The sequence below is a fragment of the Seonamhaeicola sediminis genome (genome assembly GCF_004358095.2).
GTDB classification, from domain to species: domain Bacteria; phylum Bacteroidota; class Bacteroidia; order Flavobacteriales; family Flavobacteriaceae; genus Seonamhaeicola; species Seonamhaeicola sediminis.
In genome coordinates this window covers 620324-640061 of sequence record NZ_SMZJ02000001.1, presented here as the reverse complement: position 1 = coordinate 640061, position 19738 = coordinate 620324, and the positions used below count along the sequence as shown (strand labels likewise).

The following is a 19738-nucleotide window of genomic DNA, read 5'->3' as shown; positions in this document are numbered from 1 at the left end:
CGATATAAATTTAACATGCGATTTTTAAAAAACATACTAATTTTTAACATCATTTTTAGTGCTATGGGATGCCAAAACTCCAGCTCTAAAGAAGTGGTTAAACATGAAATAATAAAACCAGTTGTTATCTCTACTTGGAATCATGGCCTTGAAGCAAATATTGAAGCTTGGAAAATATTAGTTAATGGAGGAAATGCACTCGATGCTGTTGAGGTTGGTGTAAAAACGGCCGAAGCAAATCCAAATGTACAAACGGTGGGCTTAGGTGGTTTTCCAGACAGAGAAGGCAAAGTAACCCTAGATGCTTGTATTATGGACCATCATAGCAATTGTGGCTCGGTAGCATTTCTACAACATATAAAACATCCCATATCTGTGGCACGAAAAGTCATGGAAGAAACGCCACATGTGATGTTAGTAGGAGAAGGTGCGCTACAATTTGCTTTAGAACAAGGATTTAAAAAAGAAAATTTATTAACCAAAAAATCTAAAAAAGCTTACGAAGCATGGTTGCAAAACTCCAACTACAAACCCATAATTAATATAGAAAACCACGATACCATTAGTATGTTGGCATTAGATGAAAACGGTAACCTTTCTGGGGCGTGTACAACAAGTGGTGCATCATGGAAAATGCACGGACGTGTAGGCGATTCGCCAATTATTGGAGCAGGATTATTTTTAGATAACGACGTTGGTGCCGCAGCAGCCACAGGCATGGGAGAAGCGATGATAAAAACAGCAGGAAGTGCCATGGTAGTAGAATTAATGCGGCATGGAACATCGCCAGAAGATGCCTGTAGGGAAGTCGTAGAACGTATTTATACAATCTATCAAAACACATCAGATTTAGAATGGTTGCAAGTAGGGTTTATAGCTTTAAATAAAAATGGCGAATATGGCTCGTATTGTTTAAGACCTGGTTTTAATTACGCAGTACAAACCAAGTCTATGGAAAATCAATTGATTAACGGTAAATATCTTTTACCTTAGAAGAAAAAATATTCAACTTTAATAAAATATAATTTAATATAAAAATGAATTTATACCCCTTAAAATTTACGCCACTTTTTAAATATAGAATATGGGGTGGCGAAAAATTAAAAACAGTACTAAACAAAGAGTATTCAGACAGTAACATAGGAGAATCTTGGGAGATTTCGGGTGTTGAAAACGATGAAACTTTAGTGGCAGATGGTGCTTTAAAAGGCAAAAGCCTTGAGCAACTCATCAATACTTTTAAAGGCGATATGGTTGGAAATAATGTCTATCAAAAATTTGGAGACACTTTTCCCTTACTCATTAAATTTATCGATGCCAAAACACCGTTATCCATTCAAGTACATCCCAGTAACGACATAGCAAAAGAACGTCATAATTCTTTCGGAAAAAATGAAATGTGGTACGTTATGGAAGCTGATGATGATGCAGAGTTAATTGTTGGTTTTGATAAAAAAATTACTCAAGAAGAATATAAAGCACACCTAAATAACAATACTATCTTAGAAGTAATGCATCATGAAAATGTAAACCCTGGAGATACATTTTATATTCCAACAGGAAGGGTACATGCCATAGGTGCCGGTGTAATGTTAGCAGAAATTCAGCAGACCTCCGATATTACTTATAGAATTTATGACTACGATAGAGTAGATGCTAAAACAGGTAGTAAACGAGAGTTACATAACGATTTAGCAGTTGATGTTATTGATTATGAAGTGCATGATTCTTATAAAACACAATACCAGCTAAACAAAAATACTTCGAACACCTTGGTGCATTCGCCATATTTTAAAACTAATATCATAGCTATAGATGGCGAGATATCTAAGGATTACAGTAGTATAGATTCGTTTGTAATTTATATATGTGTGGAAGGTAGTTTGAGTATCCATTGTAACGGCGCTGAGTACAGCCTAAAAACAGGAGAAACCATTTTAGTGCCAGCAAGTTTAAATACCCTTAAACTACAATCTGAAGGTGCTAAAGTATTAGAAGTCTATTACCAGTAAGTAGCTATGAAATTACCGTTAACCTTTTTCGTTTTCTTTATTTTTATTGCAACTTCATGTAAGCAAAATAAAGAGTACATTCAGGGAAATGAGGTTTTTAATAATGCGCATATCTTTTATTACAACTGGTATGGTTCTCAAAAAAAAGATGGGGAATATAGGCATTGGGCACACGAGGTAATCCCACATTGGTCAGACTCTACATGGAATAATGTAAAAGGATTTTCTGGCGGAGATGATATTGGCGCTAATTTTTATCCGGCATTGGGGTGCTATAGCTCTAATGATAAAAACATTATTTCAGAACATTTTAAGCTCATAAAAAGTGCAGGTATTGGTGTTTGCGTGATGTCATGGTGGGGAAAAAATAGTTTTGAAGATAAATCACTATTGACTTATCTAGAACTAGCAGAAACCTATAACATTAAAATAGCATTTCATGTAGAACCATTCTACAAAAGTATAGAAGCGTTTAAAGACGCAATAAATTATTTGAATACTACCTATGGAAATCACAATGCCATCTTTAGAATTCAAGGAAAGCCTTTATTTTATGTTTATGATAGCTATAAATTAGATAAAGATGCATGGAGTAGTCTACTCAAAACAAATGGTAAGATAAGTATTAGAAACACAAAAAATGATGGCGTTTTTATAGGGTTATGGGTGCATGAAAATGAAGAAGATTTCTTTACAGATTCTGGTTTTGATGGTTTTTACACCTATTTTGCTAGTGATGGTTTTGTATATGGGAGTACCACCTCAAATTGGTCTTATCTTTCAAAATTTGCTAAGAAAAATGGTTTGTTGTTTATTCCATCTGTAGGACCTGGCTACTTGGATACGAGAATTCGTCCATGGAATGATGTAAACACGAAACATCGTAACAACGGAAGCTACTATAAAGATATGTTTAGGAAAGCCATAGCACAAAATCCAGAATTTATATCCATAACTTCTTTTAACGAATGGCATGAAGGTACTCAAATTGAGCCTGCTATATCTAAGCGTATTTTAGATTTTACATATGCAGACTATGGAGAAAATCCCAATTATTACATTAACCTTACTAATCATTTGATTTCAGAATATCAAAGTAAAATCAAATAGAAACAATTAAATAAGAATGAGAAAAATAGTATATATAGCAATCTTTATTTTAATATCCTGTAATGACAAAATTAAAAAAGAGGAGGCCTGCAATTTGGTATCGGCGAATACTAATCTTGTGGATTTTGTAAACCCGCTAATGGGTACAGATTCTTCTTTTGAATTATCTAACGGAAACACCTACCCTGCTATTGCAACACCTTGGGGTATGAATTTCTGGACACCAATGACTTCTAAAATGGGCGATGGTTGGACATACAAATACGACGAAAATAAAATTAGAGGTATAAAACAAACCCATCAACCCAGTCCTTGGATAAATGACTATGCAGCCTTTTCGTTAATGGCTGTTACAGGCAATTTGAAGTTTCAAGAAGACGAGCGTCAATCTTGGTTTTCGCATAAAGCTGAAACCGTTACTCCTTACCACTATAGTGTCTATTTAGCAGATTATGATGTGACTGCTGAAGTTGCTCCAACGGAGCGGTCAGCACATTTTAAATTTACCTTTCCCAAAAATCAATCTTATATTTTATTAGACGGTTTTTTTAAAGGTTCTATGGTTAAAATCATACCCGAAGAACGAAAAATTATAGGCTACTGCCGAAATAATAGTGGTGGTGTTCCAGATAATTTCCATAATTACTTCGTGGCAGAATTCGATAAAGATTTTGAACTTACCCATACGTGGGGCGACAAATGGACACTCCAAGAAAATAGTAAAGAAAATAAAGGCGAGCATGTGGGTGCCATAGTAGGTTTTAAAACTAAACGCGCAGAAGCAGTACACGTAAAAGTGGCATCATCTTTTATTAGTTTACAGCAGGCACAACTTAATTTGGATAGGGAAATTGGAGCCGATAGTTTTGAAACTACAAAAACAAAAGCCAAAACTGCTTGGGAAAAAGAATTGGGCAAAATTAAAATTGAAGACGACAATATTGATAACATTCGCACCTTTTATTCCTGTCTTTACAGAGTATTATTGTTTCCAAGGCAATTGCACGAAATAGATGCGCAAAATCAAACGGTTCATTACAGCCCTTATAATGGCGAAGTGTTGCCTGGTTATATGTTTACCGACAATGGATTTTGGGACACGTTTAGGGCGGTTTTCCCCTTTTTCAATTTGATGTATCCAGAACTTAACGCACAAATCATGGAAGGGTTGGCCAATACCTACAAAGAATCTGGTTGGTTGCCAGAATGGGCAAGTCCTGGTCATAGAGATTGTATGGTAGGTTCTAATTCGGCACCCAATATTGCAGATGCATTCTTAAAAGGCGTAGCTATGAAAGATACTGACGTTTTGCTTGAAGCAATGCTTAAAAACGCTACGACTTCAGACGGCAGACCCGTTTCATCTGGAGGTAGTCCTCTTAAATCCGTTGGGCGTGAAGGTATTGAATATTACAACAAATTGGGCTACGTGCCTTATGATGTTGGCATTAATGAAAACGCGGCCCGAACACTAGAGTATGCTTACGCCGATTTTACAATTGCTAAAATGGCAGAAAAATTGGGGAAAGAAGACATAGCTGAGTCGTTTTACAAACGCTCTTTAAATTATAAGAATTTGTTTGATTCTGAAACAGGCTGGATGCGAGGTAAAAATGAAGACGGTACGTTTCAAAGTCCGTTTAACCCTTTAAAATGGGGCGATGCCTTTACCGAAGGCAACAGTCTACATTACACATGGTCGGTTTTTCATGATATCAATGGACTCATGGAACTCATGGGTGGTAAAAAAGCATTTGAAAATAAATTAGACGAGGTGTTTAATATGCCTCCCGATTTTGATAATTCGTATTACGGCTTTACTATTCACGAAATTCGAGAAATGCAAATCATGAATATGGGAAATTATGCCCATGGCAATCAGCCCATTCAACACATGATTTATTTGTATAACTATGCAAATGCTTCACATAAAGCACAAGAAAAAGTTAGAGAAGTACTTACTAAATTATATTCGCCAACGCCAGATGGCTATTGTGGCGATGAGGATAACGGACAAACTTCAGCATGGTACGTATTTAGTGCTTTAGGGTTTTATCCTGTAACCCCAGCAGTAAATGAGTATGTTATTGGAAGTCCGCTATTTAAAAAAGCGATGTTGCATTTAGAGAATGGTAATACTTTTGAAATTTTAGCGCCTAATAATTCGAGTGAAAACCTATATATAAATTCAGCCACACTAAATGATAATCCTCATGACAAAAGCTATTTAAATTTTGAAGACATTCAAAATGGAGGCGAGTTGTATTTTGAAATGAATAAAACACCAAATAAAAATTGGGCAAGCGATGCAGATGCTGTTCCGTACTCTTTGAGTTCACACTTAAAACAATGATGAGCATGAAATCTTTTTCAATAGTATTTTCTCGATTACTAATAGTTGTTTTTGTGTCTTTTTTAGGATGTAAAAATGATACTTCAAAAGATATTACAACAAATGAAGCAGTTGAGGTGTTAAAAGATTTTACACAGTATGTAAATCCGTTTATAGGAACTTCCAATTTTGGAACCACCAACCCTGGACCTATTGCAGTTCGAGGTATGGCAAATGTATCGCCATTTAATGTGGCAGGCCCTCAAAATTTACCATTAGAAAAAGACAGTCGTTGGTTATCCACACCATATGTTCATGAAAACACATTTTTAACAGGCTTCAGCCATGTCAATTTAAGTGGTGTAGGTTGCCCTGAACTTGGAGTTATTTTAGCAATGCCAACCACAGGAGATGTGGAGACCAATCACTTAAATTATGGGTCAACATATTCAAAAGAAAAAGCAACAGTAAGCTACTATTCCAACCACATTGATAAATACAATGTGAAAGTTGAAGCTACAGCAACAACACGCGTTGGGGTTAGTAAATATCATTTTCCAGCTGGGAAATCCAACATACTTTTAAATTTAGGTTTAGGTTTAACGAACGAAGAAGGGGCTATGGTAAAAGTAGTGTCGCCTACTGAAATTGAAGGTATGCGGTCTGTGGGTTCATTCTGCTATTACAAACCCGAAGAAGCATATCCTGTATATTTTGTAGCACGTTTTTCTAAACCAGCAGATACTTTTGGTGTATGGAAAACCCCAAGAACTTATGATGGTGTAGAAGGGAAATGGATGGGCTATAACGGTAAGAATCGTTTAAAAGAAAATTATACTAAAGAAGTCGTTGGCGATAGTATTGGTGCGTATATGCGTTACAATTTTGATAAACCATCAACAGTTGAAATGAAAATAGGCGTATCCTATATAAGTATAGAAAATGCCCGTGAAAATTTAGAGAAAGAAACGGCTAACAAAACATTCGATGCTGTTTTAGCTGATACCAAAAATGACTGGAACCAACATTTATCTAGAATAGAAGTTGAAGGCGGAACAGCCGATGATAAAACTATTTTTTACACCGCTTTATATCATACCTTAATTCACCCTAACACCTTAAACGATTTTAATGGCGAATATCCCAAAATGAAAACACGGGAAACTTTAAAAACCGATGGGACACGCTATACTACCTTTTCTTTTTGGGATACCTACAGAAATTTACACCAGTTGATGAGTTTGGTATACCCCGAACAGCAATCCAATATGGTTAAAAGTATGCTACAGATTTATGATGAATCTGGGTGGTTGCCAAAGTGGGAACTTAACGCCACAGAAACCACTACCATGGTAGGCGACCCCGCAGGAATCATCATTGCAGATACCTATTTAAAAGGTATTCGAGATTTTGATATTGAAAAAGCATATCAAGCTATGAAAAAAAGTGCAACGCAATTAGAAAATAATCCTTTACGTCCTGGACTCAAAGACTATATTGAAAAAGGTTATTTAACAACAAGCACTATACATAGTGGCTCTGTTTCTACTACTCAGGAATATAATATTTCAGATTTTGCCATTGCCCAATTAGCAAAAGCATTAGATAAAAAAGACGATTACAACACCTTTTCAAAACGATCTATTTCATATAGAAATCTTTTTGATAAAGAATTTAATTTACTTAGACCAAAAAATGAGGATGGCAGTTGGTTAACGCCCTATAATCCTGAATATGGCGCAAACTTTGTTGAAAATGTAGGTTTTATCGAAGGGAACGCATGGCAATACACATTTATGGTTTCACATGACACCAAAGGGTTAATTGATTTGATGGGAGGCGACGATGCTCTTGCTAACCAATTGGAAAACGTATTTTCAAAAAAGCAGTTTGATATGGCTAATGAACCTGATATTGGTTATCCGTTTTTGTTTAAATACATAAAAGGTAAAGAGCACAAAACAGATGCATTGGTACAGCAACTTTTAAGCACCTATTTTAAAAACACACCCGACGGATTACCAGGAAACGACGATACAGGTACCATGAGCGCATGGGCCGTATTTTCAATGATGGGTATTTACCCTGTGTCTCCAGCGGAACCTAGCTATGCAATTTTTCCATCAAAATTTGATAAGGTTATCATTCATTTAAACAATACCTACTACAAAAACAACAGACTAATATTATCTAAAGAATCGACACCAGAGGGTAACAAAGTTAAAGTTAATAAGGAGATTTATAAAAACCATTTTATAACTCATAACGCAATTACAAGTTCAAAATAAATTTTGGCTCCATTGGCTTTCGCTTTAGTTAAATACGCGATTATAAGTAAGTATCCAATTTGAACATTAAAAAATTATACACGTTAATAGTATTTATAATTATCTCTTTTGGTATGGGCATGCTAGATATGTATGGTCAGGATTCAGATGGAGATGGTGTTTTAGATGTTGTGGACCTGTGTCCTGGTTTTGATGATATGGCCGATAATGATGGTGATGGGTATCCAGATGGCTGTGACTTAGATGATGATAATGATGGTATTTTAGATATCAACGAGTGCGGAGCATTTGAGTTCGATTTAACTTCTTTTTCTATCCCTTCTCCTTTTACAAATGTAACTAATTGTAGCGGACAAAGTATTTGGTTTCAGTCTAATCCTGTTTATACCATAGCGCCTCCCAACCATCCCTGTTTTGACCCTATGGGTGCTATGGGAGTTGTTACAGACCATACCACAGGTTTAACTACAGGAGGTACCATTATTGGTATACAGGCAGGTGTGGGGTCAGATTTTTTACCTGTAATTAACATTAATAGAACCGTGGAGCCTAATAGTGATTACCTTCTTGAATTTGCCCACATGATATGGGCTAGAAGTGACGAACCAAATCCAGACTTTCGTGGGGCTATTCAACTTTATGTAAATGGTGTCTTGAATACAACATGGCAAGGTACTCCTGGATTATTATTTGGGGTTTGGGAAGATGGTAATGTCATAATTAATTCAGGAACTAATACAACAATTAATATAGAGTTAAGGGTAAGACGGGGAGGTACTATTGGGGGTAATGATTATATGATTGATGATTTGCGTTTTAGTCCACTTGCTCAATTTTGTGATACAGATAAAGATGGTATACCAAATCAATTTGATTTAGATAGTGATAATGATGGTTGCAATGATGTAATTGAATCTGGGGGTGTAGATACTAATAATGATGGCATACTAGATGGGTCAGGAATTGATTTAAACGGACAAGTTGTTGCGGGCACTGGTGGCTATAATAGCTACAGTGGCGATGAAACCACAGCAACAGCTATTTCAGTTATAAACACACCGCCTAATGTAATTTCAATAATAGAAGGAGATAATACATCTATTAATGCTTCATTTAGTAAGATAGATACAGGTGTATTTAATTCCGGAGTGCCCAATTATAGTTCAAGTACACCTTCTGTATCAGGGTTTGTATATCAGTGGTTTTTGGGAGACCCCAATTTAGGGGGTATGCCTTTAACCGAACTTTCACCAAATTATAGCGATGTTACATCAAATACACTAAACCTAATCAATGTTCCTCAAGCTTTTGATGGTAATATTTACTATCTGGTTGTTAATCATACAGATTACTTATGTTTTTCTGAAACTTATACTACAGCACTAAATGTAAATTCACAGCACCCGTGTGACCCTATACTTTCTGGTAATTTAGATTCAGATGGAGATGGTATAAGTGATATTTGTGATATTGATGATGATAACGATGGTATACTAGATAGTATAGAGTGTGCTAGCCAGACTGGAAATTTAATAGAAAATGGAGACTTTGAAATGGGCAATATGGGTTTTAGTACCTCTTATCTGCTAGGAATGTGCAATTTTGGAGGATTTACACCAGATGCCGGTGAATATTTAATTGTTAACAATCCTTTTAATTGCCACCAAAATTTTAAAAATATAGGAGACCATACTTCTGGTACAGGTAATATGATGGTAATAAATGGTAGTGAGGCAGGCAATTTTCCATTTTTTTATAGCCAAACCATTACACAAGGCATTGTTCAAAATAGATTATACGAATTTTCGGTATGGGTATTAAATCCCGTTAGAGTAGAGTTTAATGCTATAGATCCCATAATCGAACTTTATATTAATGGGATTTTAGTAGGCGGGCCCATAACAGTACCCGAAACAGTAGGCTGGACACAAATTGCTGGCGAATGGTTTTCTGGAACAAATGCATCAGCTGTCCTAGAAATTAGAACAAGGTCCTCCGGAGCCAATGGTAATGATGTTTTGCTGGATGATGTTGAGTTTTTTTCATGTACGACTGATACCGATGGGGATGGAGTATTAGATAGTGTTGATTTAGATAGCGATAATGATGGGATTCCAGACTTTATTGAAAATGGAGGAACATTAACTTTGCTTTCCAATAGCGATGTGAACCAAAACGGTTTAGATGACGCTTATGAAGCAAATCTAGCACCTATTGATACGGATGGAGATTCAATACCAGATTATCTAGATTTAGACAGCGATAATGATGGTGTTTTTGACATTGAAGAAACAGGGCCATTAGGAATTTTATTGTTTGATGCAAATAATGATGGAAGAGACGATGGGCCTTACGGAACTAACGGGTGGACAAACAATGCAGAAACATTTCCAGATTCTAGTGTTTTAAACCACATGCTTAACGATTTTGATGCTGATACTGTCTTTAATTACATAGATGCAGATAGCGATGGCGATGGCTGTAACGATGTTATAGAAGCAGGATTTTCTGATGCAAATAGCGATACCTATCTTGGAGATGTCTTACCCACAGTAGGCGTAAACGGTCTTGTAAATAACGCTTCTGATGGTTACACTACACCAAATAGTGATTATTTAAATGTTGCGCCTATATCTATAACCACGCAACCTATGGATACTGCGGTTTGTGAATTTTCAACAACAACCATAAGTATAATTTCTCCAGACCCTGAAAACTATCAATGGGAATTAAGCATAGACGGAATTAATTGGACAGTAATTTCAGATAATACCACATATTCAGGTACATCGAGTTCAAATTTAACAATAAGTAATACACCTCTATCCTTTAATAACTATAAATACCGCGTTAAATTAGATAGAAGTGGAAATACTTGTGGTTTATATTCAAATGAAATAAACCTAACCGTAAATGAGCTACCGGTTGTTAATAATCCTGAAACGTATATGCAGTGTGATGATGCTTCAAATGATGGTCAAGCAGTTTTTAATCTTACACTCAACCAAATTAAAGAAGAAATCAATCCCAATTATATTGCTGAGGGTTTGGATTTCAACTATTATGAAACCCAGATTGATGCGGAAAATGGAATCAATGCCATTCAATCGCCAGAGAATTATCAAGATGCTCTTGGATTTACGCCAGAAACTGTTTGGGTAAGAACCGAAACCATAAATGGATGTTTTAGGATAGTGCCATTAACTTTAGTAGTAAACCCATCTAGCATTGCTTTGCGAGACTACACCCCAACACCATTGTATCAATGCGATGACGGATTAGATGAAAGAGACGGTGTAGCAACGTTTAATTTCTCATCGCTTCGAAACGATATTTCTTCAAATGTGTTTCCAACTATTAATGTTACGGTTCATTTTTACGAATCACAAATGGATGCTGAGTTAGAAATTAATGAAATACAAGACATTTCAAACCATCAAAATACAAATGCACCAGTATCTCAAAATATATGGGTACGCGTAAAGAGTAATTTAGGAAATACTTGTTTGGGACTTGAAGAATTTCCCAACCTTTTAAATGTAGAAGCGTTACCTGTTGCAAACCCTGTTTTAATAGATAGTCAATGTGATTTTGATACAACAGATTCGTATATATCTTATCCATTTGATACGTCGTTGGTTGAGGATACCGTTCTAAATGGACAATTGCTTACAAATGTTACTATCACTTATGACTATTTAGATATTACAGGTATGGCCGTGAGTACAAACACGTTACCAAATCCGTTCCTAACAGAAACTCAAACCATAACAATTACGGTTACCAATACCACTACGCAAGATACCAACGGTCCTTGTAGTGCTAGTACAACTTTGGATTTTGTTGTAGATGAACAGCCAATAATTACCAATACTGTTATGCCTCAAATAGTATGCGATGGTGATAATGGAGATATTGATGACGACGGAATGTTTGCTTTTGATACGTCATCATTTGCTAATACCATCCTAGGTGCACAAACTGATGTGGACATTTATTTTGATTTTATTGACGAAAACGGTGTTTTAATTTCAGATAGTCCAACACTGCCAAATCCATTAAATTCAAAAACGCAAACAATTAATGTAAGGGTTGTTAACCCTATAGAAGTTAATTGTAGTGCAAGCACATCAATTGATTTAATAGTAAATCCACTACCTGAGTTTACGATAAACTCGGAATATATTGTATGTACTTCCGACCCTACTTTTATGGTGGAATTAGATCCCACAGAAGCCACTTCAGAAACGTTTAGCTATGAATGGCGTTGGACAAGTTTAGATGGCAGCATAGTAAAACAATTATTACCCCAAAGTACTGCAACTCTATTTGTGTCTGCTCCAGGAACATATCAGGTTACCTTAACAAAAACAGATGGTTCAAGTTGTTCCAGAACAAAGGATATTTTTGTAAATGCCTCAGAGAAAGCAACTATTACTCAAGATGATGTAACCATAGTTGATTTTACAGAAAACAGCAATAGTGTAACAATTAGTTCAGCAAATCTTGGACAAGGCAATTATGAATATGCTCTAGTTGATAATGGTTCTGGCTTTAAAGTGTATCAAGACCAACCAGAATTTAGAAATGTTAAACCAGGCTTTTACACTATTTATGTGAATGATAAAGATGGGTGTGGAGAAACTGCCTTAGATATTTCGGTATTGGGTTATATGAAATTTTTCACCCCAAACAATGATGGTTTTAACGACTATTGGCAAATTATAGGTGTTAGTGCTTCGTTTCAGTCAAACAGTAGAATTCTAGTGTTTGATCGCTATGGCAAACTACTAAAACAAATTTCATCTCTACAAGAAGGTTGGGATGGCACTTATAACGGGCAACGTATGCCAACCGATGATTATTGGTTTAAGGTGTATTTAGAAGATGGACGCGAGTTTTCTGGTCACTTTACTTTAAAGTATTAAACCCGTTTTGCATTTTGATAAAATTTTGTCAATTCGAGTTGATTTTACGATTGTAATGAGTAAAATTTGTATCGAGAATAAAAATTTTAATATTTTTAAACGTTCTCGATACAAATTTTCGTGTCTCAAAATCACTCAAACTGACATAATTTATGATTATTAGCCAAAATGCACAACGGCTTATTAAATCTCTTTATAAGAAGATTTTACTTTTATAAATTTATAACTATCCATTTAGTTGTCCATAATTCATTATGGAGTTGTTGTGAGTACATAAAACGATTAGAATAATTAATGCTTTATAGGGGTTGTTAATCAATTTTTTGAAATGAGTTACGTTAAGTGATTCACTATTTGTGTTTAAATTATGTTATAAAAATATAGTAGTAAAAGCCCAACTCCTTTTCAAAATTGTTGTTTGTCGAAAAACTGTTGTGCTTCTATGTTTTTTTTATTCCTTTAGAGTTGACAAAAAATTAAATAATATTTAACGAAAATTTAAACTAATCAAATTATGACAAAAAATTTACTAAAACTACTGTTTGTTTTTTGTGTACTGCTCAGCTATAGTATGCATGCACAGACTACGGTAAGCGGAACAGTTGTAGACGCAAATAGTAACTTAAGTTTGCCAGGAGTGAACATCATAGTGAAAGGTACAAGTCAAGGTGTTACTTCAGATTTCGATGGAAAATATTCCATAGAAGTTTCGGGTAAAGATGTTGTACTGGTCTTTTCCTATATAGGATATGCTTCTAAAGAGGTTCCTTTGAATGGGCAAACAGTAATCGATGTTAGTCTTGTTGAGGATGTCTCTCAATTAGATGAAGTAGTCGTTACAGCTCTTGGTATTAAAAAGGAAAAGAAAGCGCTGTCTTATGCTGTACAAGAGGTTGACTCCGAAAGTTTAACAGCTGCTGCAAATCCTAATGTAACATCAGCATTACAAGGGAAATCTGCTGGTGTTGTTGTAACTAACTCAGGAGGTATAGGTGGTAAGCCTAGAATAGACATTCGTGGAGCTAGTTCGTTAACAGGTAACGATAAATTACTTTGGGTAATAGATGGTGTGCCTTTTTCAACAGAAGATACAGCTACCGATGCACAAGGTTTATTTGGTGGTACTTCTAATGGGGGTGGATATCTTGATATCAACCCAGATGATATTGAGTCTATGTCAGTCCTAAAAGGAGGTCCAGCTGCTGCTTTATATGGGTCGCGTGGTGCAAATGGTGTGGTTCTAATTACCACCAAGAGCGGTGCTAAATCAAAAGGTTTAGGTATTTCTTACACGGGTTCAACAACATTTTCAAGAGCAGCCTATTTTCTAGATTTACAAAGAGAATATGGTCAAGGAACCAATGGTGTTTATGATCCGCAATCTAGAGTGTCCTGGGGGCCTCGTTTTGATGGCGTAGAACGCATTGCTTGGACAGGAGAATCTTTACCTTATCAGGCTGAAGACAATTTACTAGAAGACTTTACCAGAACAGGTGTTAGTACCAGAAACAATTTAATATTTACCAAAGCAGGGGAAGATGGTAATTTTAAGGTATCCATTGGAAAAGATAAAACAGAAGGGGTTTACGATGGCTTTAATGTTGATAGATTGAATTTTGATTTAAGAGCAAGTTATGACATTAATCCTTGGATGAATGTAGATGCAAAGGTTTCATATATTAACACAAAAGGTGAAGGTAGACCAACTATTGGGGTTTACAGTAGTGTGTCTTATTGGAACGGCATGCCAGCAAATATAAGAACACGTGACTTAGCGCCTGGTTTTGTGTTTGAAGACAATCAAACAAGAGAGTATTTGTTTGGGCCAAGTACTATTTTAACAGAAAATCCTAATGCCGATAATAGAAACCCGTATTTCTTAAGAGCGTCAAGCTTTAATAGTGATGAGCGCAATAGAATGTTTGGGTATTTGGCAACTACTTTTAAGTTTACAGATGATTTAAAATTAATGTTAAAATATGGTCTTGACCTTTATAGGTATGAGTCAATAAGTGGTGCGCGTTATGAAGATCTTATTTTCTTAAATAGTACGCCATCACTTAATACATCGGAGTCCTTCTTTAAAGAAGAAAACTCAGAGTTTTTATTATCTTATAACAAAGAAATCAATGAAGATTTTACAATTGGATTAAGTGCGGGAGGTAATCTAATGCGCCGAGGTATCGAAGCCTTAAATGCAGCTTCAGGTAAATTGTCGTCAGAAAACAATTTGTTTCTAAATGCAGCTACTAATTTTGGGGTAAATGAAACCTTTAACGATCGTGAGATACACTCTTTATATGGGTTTGCAGATGTTTCTTACAAGGACTTTTTATATTTAAACGCTACAGCAAGAAATGACTGGTCTTCTGCTTTACCAGTAGATGCTAATTCTTATTTCTATTCATCTGTTGGTTTAAGTGCTTTGTTGTCTGAAATATGGGAAATGCCAAATTGGTTAAATTACTTAAAAGTAAGAACATCTTGGGCAGAGGTAGGAAAAGACACCGACCCTTATCAAACAAACCCAGTATTTACCTTAGCACCTAATAACTTCTTGCTTTTAGCAACTACTACACCAGATTCAACGGTAAGCTTAGGTTTACAACCAGAGATATCTACTACAACAGAGGTAGGTCTTGAGTTTAAATTATTTGACAACAGACTAGGTTTTGATATTACTTACTATCAAGAAGATACTAGAAACCAAATCATTCCAGTAGTTGTTGGACAATCTGGAGGATTTACTTCAAGAGTTGATAATTTGGGGTTAATTAGAAATAAAGGATTGGAAGTATTTGCTAATGTGGTTCCGGTGAGAACAGAAGATTTTAACCTAGGTTTAACGTTAAATTTTGCAACTAACGTAGGAACCATAGAAGAGTATATAGCAGATCAACCAGAGGCTTTTCACCGTTTTTTCGGTACTACGGTGCAAGGTAGACCAGGTGAAAAATATGGTGATATTTATGGAACTGCTTACCAAAAAGATGACAATGGTAATGTAATAGTTGGAGCTGATGGTTTACCAGTAACAAGCCAACAAGATGTAAAACTTGGAAACATTCAAGCAGATTTTACGGGTTCTGTAGGTATAAATGCTAATTATAAAGGACTTTCTTTTAATGCGCTTTTCATTATGCAACAAGGTGGTGATATTTACTCATTAACAGAATCATCTGCAACTGGTAGTGGTAATACACCAAAAACATTGTCTTTAGGAAGAGACCCTTTCTTTGTTCCAAACGGTGTGTTAGCAGACGGAAGTACTAATACAACTATTGTAACGCCTCAAGCGTATTGGCAGGCTGTAACAAATATTACTGAAGAATTTATGTATGATGCGTCTTTCATGAAACTTGGAGAGATTTCTCTTGGATATTCATTGCCAAAGTCTTTACTTAATTCTATAGGGAATGGATTTTTGAGTGAGGTTAAAATCTCTGCAGTGGGTAGAAATTTATTCTATCTTTATAGAAATACACCTGGAACCGTTCCAGATACTGTTTATAATTCTGATATTGGTTCACAAGGTATTGACTTTTCACCAGTGCCAGTTGAAAGAACCTATGGTTTTGCCCTAAACGTTAAATTGTAAAAAAAAGTAATATGAAAAAATCAATTTTATTAATATTAAGTGTACTACTAACCATAGTTAGTTGTACCGAAGACTTCGAGGAGGTAAATACGCGTAAAGATGCTATTGTTACTCCAGAGGCGGGAGAGCTGTTTACCATTATAGTAACAGTACCTGTATATAATTATCAAAGAAATGTAAACCTATTTGCTGACTTTTATTCACAATACTGGGCTAATACCATTTCTGGTTTTGAATCTGGTAGATACGAGTATGTTGATGGATGGGTAGGTAATAAATGGCGTGAATGGTATACTATAGGATTATCAGATATCAGAACATTACAGAGATTATATGGAGAAGACCCAGCTTATAGTAATTTAATGCAAGTTTTAGAAATATGGGAAGCTTCTGAGTGGTTAAGAATGACAGATTACTACGGAGATATTCCTTATTTTGGAGCAGGCTTGGGTGAAAGTGTACCTTATAATTCGCAACAAGAAATTTACTATGACTTGTTTGATAGAATTACAGCGGCTGTTAATGCTATTGACACCAATGATCCTAGTCAAATTTCGTTGGCTAAAGAACCTGGACAATTAATAAGCCCTGATTTAATTTATGGTTGGGATTTAGAAAAGTGGAAACGTTTTGGGAATTCCCTTAAGTTACGTATGGCTATGCGTATTTCTAATGTAGATCCAGGAAAAGCACAAGCAGAAGCAGCAGCAGCTATTAATGCAGGGGTTATGCAAAGTAATGCTGATGTAGCACATATTCCAGCCTGGAATAGAGGGTTTTATGATTATTTAAGAAATATGGCGGTTTTTTGGGATAACATAAGATGTTCTAAAACATTTTTAGATTTTATGTATTCAGAAACATCCATGGAAGATCCAAGAGCTAGAATTTGGTTTGCTTACAAAGAAAGTTCTCCATTGGCAGGAAGTGATCGTTTAGAAGGGGTTGCCAATGGTTATAACATACTACCAGTAGACGCCAATGACTTTGCTACCCTCAATGCAGATACCAATTATATTGGTTTTGCAGGAGACGGCGGTGAAATTGATCACTACCAACCTGTTATGATGTATACTGAAGTGTTATTTCTACAAGCAGAAGCTGCTTTAAGAGGATGGACTGCTGGTGATGCTAATGCACTTATGTTAGAAGGGGTAAGAGCGTCTATGGAGTTTGTAGGTGTAGATCCTGCAGATGCTACGGCATATATCAATGAACTGACTGCCTTGTCAGGTTCTAATGAAGAACAGTTAAAGCACCTAATAACTCAGAAATATATAGCTAATTTCCCTAACGGAAAAGAAGCATGGGCAGACTTTAGAAGAACAGATTATCCAGACTTAACATTACCTATTGATGGTGTGAGTAGTGCTTCTTCTGTGAGTCCAGGTACTTGGGTTAAACGCATTAGATATGCTAACAATGCTCATGAATTAGAGCAAGAGTTCATGCCAGCAGGTCAAAACACGATAGATTCAGATAGAATGGATATTAGGTTATGGTGGGATACTGCAGACACTAAAACAAAGTCTAATGGTTTAATGAATAGTAATTTCTAAAAAATAGTATGATGAAGATAATTAATAATTTAAAAAAAATAGGGGTTTTAATCCCCTTGGTTATGGTGTTTTTTACCGTATCCTGTGGCGATGATGATGCGCCTACACAATCTTTTGATATAGCCCAATTGCAATCTAGGATTGCTGAGGCTGAAAATTTAATTGCCACAGGTGTTGAAGGTATTAATGCCGGTGATTATCAACCAGGGTCAAAAGACGCATTGCAAGATGTAGTAAACTGGATTTATAAACGTATTGAAAGTTCTAAATCTCAGGCTGATATTGATGATGCGGTTATTAAGCTTAATGCGGCAATCGATAAGTTTTTGGTTAGTGTAGTGTCTGAGGCTTTCCCATGGATTCAACATGGCGTTGGTTCTTCAATAGAGTTTTCTGCAAATGTTAAGCAGGCTATGTATCAACCTTCAACTTTGGAAATGGAGATTTACATTGTAGATTTAAACCAGGCAGGTTATTCTAATAACCTGATAAGTACCGAAGATGAGCCATCTAGAGGTATGACGGCACGTTATTTTGGGACTGGAGAAATTGAGTTGGTTGCTGGTACCACAGAAGGTTGGCCAGTGTCCCCAAGATCTCCTGCGGGAACTTTAAAATCCGGAGAGTGGATGAATGTAGCATATACCAATTCTGGAACTGAGCAAAATCTATATATCAATGGACAGTTGGTAGCTACCTTAGCAGGTGTTCCTGAAGTGACCGACGTACCTTGGGTATTGGGTAATAGTCCGACATTCACTGATCGTTCTTGTAATACGCTTTTTAAAGAAGTAAAGGTTTGGAATTCGGTGTTCGATCAAAGTACAATTCAATCCAACATTGGAGCTACAGTTGATGGAACCGAATCGGGCTTGGTAGCTTATTTCCCGTTTAGTTCAAACCTGGGGACCAGTTTTTCTGATGTAGTTGGTAATTCTACCGCCACACTAAAAGGAAATTTTGAATGGGTTGCCGAACCTCCAATCATTGTATTAGATTATACAAACCTGAATGCAGCTATTCAAGAGTTAACAGATTTTAGAGCTACTGTTGTTGAGGGAGATATGGATGGTGATTACCCAGTAGGCACTCTAGACTATATTGATAGTTTACTTGAAGGAGCTAATGATGTACTGGCTAATGAAACCAGACAAACAGCTTTAGATGATACTGCAGATGCTTTAGGAGATGCTATAACGTTAATAAATGCAAATTTGGTAGGACCAGCAGATGGTGTTTATGTAGATAGTCAAGACCCAAGTGCTGTAGGTTTAAGAATTACCCCTAATTATACGCCTCAGGGAGATTATACGTATGAATTTTATGTAAAATTACAAACCTTGAACCTAACAACCAACCCTCCAATTGGGGATATTATGGGTAATGGAACCGTTGGTTTTAGAGTTAATGGATATGCAGAATTGACAGAGGAAAATGTTCTGAATTCAGGAGGTGGATGGAACTGGACAGCTATTGAAGGTGTTGGTTACATAGGACCAATGTATCCAGCTGGAACAATGAAATCAGGTACATGGCAGCATGTTGCTATAGTACATGACAATACTGCCCTCACAACTGCTATTTATGTAGACGGAGAGATGGTTGGAGAATCTACTGATATAGGAGCTCCACAAGTATCAGGTTGGGGTGAAATATGGTTAGGAAATTCGTTCGGTTTTAAAATGAATGGCTCCATTAAAGACTTCAGAATTTGGGATGAAGTACGTAGTCCAGCTCAGCTTGGTGCAGATATAGACGGTTCTGAGCCAAATCTTCAAATATATTTCCCGCTAGATAGAGTTAAAGGTATTCAGTTTGCTGATGAAACTGGAGATTATAGTGGTGAAATGCGCGGTATAGTTTGGAATAATTAATAATTATTTTGAGTTAGTTTAGTTTTAGAGAAAGAAG

General features: G+C 36.0%; 9 protein-coding genes. All 9 read left to right on the top strand.

Features of this window, described 5'->3' with window-relative positions; translation table 11 throughout:
* The first annotated feature begins 63 nt into the window (after positions 1-63).
* The 9 genes from E1J38_RS02235 to E1J38_RS02195 all read left to right on the top strand — a co-directional run bounded on the left by E1J38_RS02235 (position 64) and on the right by E1J38_RS02195 (position 19701).
* Positions 64-993, top strand: a complete 930-nt coding sequence (locus tag E1J38_RS02235; RefSeq protein ID WP_255449766.1) for an isoaspartyl peptidase/L-asparaginase family protein — start codon at positions 64-66, stop codon at positions 991-993.
* Positions 994-1037: 44 nt separating this feature from the next.
* A complete protein-coding gene (locus E1J38_RS02230) occupies positions 1038-2012 on the top strand; it encodes a type I phosphomannose isomerase catalytic subunit (RefSeq protein WP_133354330.1) in 975 nt (324 codons plus the stop codon).
* A gap of 6 nt (positions 2013-2018) precedes the next feature.
* Positions 2019-3122: a glycoside hydrolase family 99 protein gene (locus E1J38_RS02225; RefSeq protein WP_133354333.1), complete on the top strand. Its 1104-nt coding sequence runs from the start codon at positions 2019-2021 to the stop codon at positions 3120-3122.
* A 16-nt stretch (positions 3123-3138) separates the two neighbouring features.
* A complete protein-coding gene (locus tag E1J38_RS02220) occupies positions 3139-5475 on the top strand; it encodes a GH92 family glycosyl hydrolase (protein WP_133354335.1) in 2337 nt (778 codons plus the stop codon).
* Between the two features lie 5 nt (positions 5476-5480).
* Positions 5481-7742 carry a GH92 family glycosyl hydrolase gene (locus E1J38_RS02215; RefSeq protein WP_133354337.1) on the top strand — a complete coding sequence of 754 codons (2262 nt, stop codon included), beginning with the start codon at positions 5481-5483 and terminating at the stop codon, positions 7740-7742.
* A 113-nt stretch (positions 7743-7855) separates the two neighbouring features.
* Positions 7856-12670, top strand: a complete 4815-nt coding sequence (locus tag E1J38_RS02210) for a T9SS type B sorting domain-containing protein (RefSeq protein ID WP_133354339.1) — start codon at positions 7856-7858, stop codon at positions 12668-12670.
* A 514-nt stretch (positions 12671-13184) separates the two neighbouring features.
* Positions 13185-16268, top strand: a complete 3084-nt coding sequence (locus tag E1J38_RS02205) for a SusC/RagA family TonB-linked outer membrane protein (RefSeq protein WP_133354341.1) — start codon at positions 13185-13187, stop codon at positions 16266-16268.
* 11 nt (positions 16269-16279) lie between these two features.
* The gene (locus tag E1J38_RS02200; RefSeq protein ID WP_133354343.1) at positions 16280-17827 is read left to right on the top strand and encodes a SusD/RagB family nutrient-binding outer membrane lipoprotein; all 1548 of its coding nucleotides are present in this window, start codon (positions 16280-16282) and stop codon (positions 17825-17827) included.
* An 8-nt stretch (positions 17828-17835) separates the two neighbouring features.
* On the top strand, positions 17836-19701 hold the full coding sequence (locus tag E1J38_RS02195) for a LamG domain-containing protein (RefSeq protein ID WP_133354345.1): 1866 nt from the start codon (positions 17836-17838) through the stop codon (positions 19699-19701).
* Positions 19702-19738 lie beyond the last annotated feature (37 nt).